The sequence below is a fragment of the Pandoraea sp. ISTKB genome (genome assembly GCF_001721285.1).
GTDB classification, from domain to species: Bacteria; Pseudomonadota; Gammaproteobacteria; order Burkholderiales; family Burkholderiaceae; genus Pandoraea; species Pandoraea capi.
Genome location: NZ_MAOS01000100.1, coordinates 1 through 1,717, shown reverse-complemented (window position 1 = coordinate 1,717; position 1,717 = coordinate 1). Strand labels below are relative to the sequence as shown.

Genomic DNA, 1,717 nt, shown 5'->3' with positions numbered 1-1,717 from the left:
CAGACGCTCAACGCCTACTGGCACTCGCACTGGGTGCAAGAGACGGGGATGTTCGAGTCGGACAAGCGTCACGACGTGTGGAGCTGCGGCAGTGCTGCGGAATGTACATCGCTATACGGCGATGCGTACACGAGCGTGGGCGGGGTCATCAATCCGCCGACGCCGGTAGGCAACATCGCCGCAACGATTCAGGCGCCGAACCTGACGGTGACGTCAGGCGGCCAGATCGTGAACGTGGGTAACGTGGTGGGCCAGTCGGTATCGCTCACGGGCACGAGACTGATCAACGGCATCGCGACGGCGAACACTTACACGCCGCAAGTGGGCAACGCGCCGCAGGTGATCAGCCTGGCCCCGGCGAACGGCGGCCTGAATCTGACGATTCCTGCGAGCTTGGGCGGCGCGGGGTCGTCGATCCTGACCGGCACCACGGGCCAGCAGAATGGGCCGAGCTACGTTGTGGGTGGATTGGGTGCAACGCTCGATCCGGTATCGCCGCAGGTGTTGCTGTCTAATTTGCCAGCGTCGTTGCAACCGAGCACGACGACGTTCTACTTCTCTCCGCAACAAGAAGCGATTCAACTGACGGTTTTACTGACAAGTATCTGGGCGGCTCGGGGGGCGTTGGGGAAGTGCAGATACCCGGTAGCTCAATTATGTGGTGGGCCAAACCCTATTCGGCGACGGATATCGCGTTACCGGTGGTGGGGGTGTATCAGTTTCCACGAAGTCCGATGGCGTAACCCCGACTACGTCCGAGCAGGCCGCAGCGGAGAGGATTAAAGCCGCATATCCAAATGACACATTAGTTCTAATCCCGAAGGGTGCGACCCGGGATCAAATTAATCAAGCCATCCAAAAGGCGCGGAAACGATGAAGAGAATTTTCTTTTTTGCGACGAAGAACGACATGTTGGCCGTAGCGAATTTTGTGGAGAGTGATTTCTTTCTGACATATGTTCTCTCGCATCACGGGTTGTTCGATAGGGAGCGTGGAGATGCTCCACGATATCAGTCGCTATCCGAGATGCCCATGCTCGGTGTTGCTGCTCGGCAGCAAACAGGTGGTTGCGAACGTTACATCGTGGCGCATCGGTCGACCCCCATCGTACCTGTCGCGCGATCGTACAATGGCGAGAGCGTGACGGAGTACGAGCAGGGGAATTGTCCCGATGCTATAGAGCTAAACGCGGGAGGAATTTGGGAGGATCGAGTTCTTATTAGTGGCCTAATCCAAACTTGGTCGGAAAGCATGTTGGCGCAGCAATTGATGAGGAAATTTCTCTCGGCGATGCGGAATCTATTTAAGTGCAAGATAAATGAGTATTGGGTAGGTATGGAGGCGTATCAGTTTTTGGAGTTGGGTGGGAGATTGACATTTAATGCTGATACAAATTCGTCTTTTGATTTAAAAATAAGAAATTGTTGATGAGATTGTTGGTGTCGAAAAATAATTGAAATTTCTAATTCTTTGGCGTCGGCGTGGTCGGTTTGTGACGCGTTGATTTCGGCGAGCCTAGCTGGTGCGTGCTCATCGACCCTGACGGGATAGACGGGATAACAGGGGGGGCCAAGCTAGGTGTCGTAGACGGACTGAGTGCAACGCTCGATCCGGTGTCACCGCAGGTGTTGCTGTCGAATTTGCCTGCGTCGCTGCAACCGAGCACGACGACGTTCTACTTCTCGCCTCAACAAGAGGCCATCCAACTCCAGCAAGC

At 55.1% G+C, this 1,717-nt stretch carries 1 protein-coding gene and 1 pseudogene; both read left to right on the top strand.

Annotated features, from left to right (window positions below; all coding sequences use genetic code 11):
* Positions 1-783, top strand: a pseudogene (locus A9762_RS29055) (hypothetical protein); the annotation flags it as partial.
* 90 nt (positions 784-873) lie between these two features.
* On the top strand, positions 874-1,428 hold the full coding sequence (locus A9762_RS26975) for a hypothetical protein (RefSeq protein WP_069345042.1): 555 nt from the start codon (positions 874-876) through the stop codon (positions 1,426-1,428).
* Positions 1,429-1,717 lie beyond the last annotated feature (289 nt).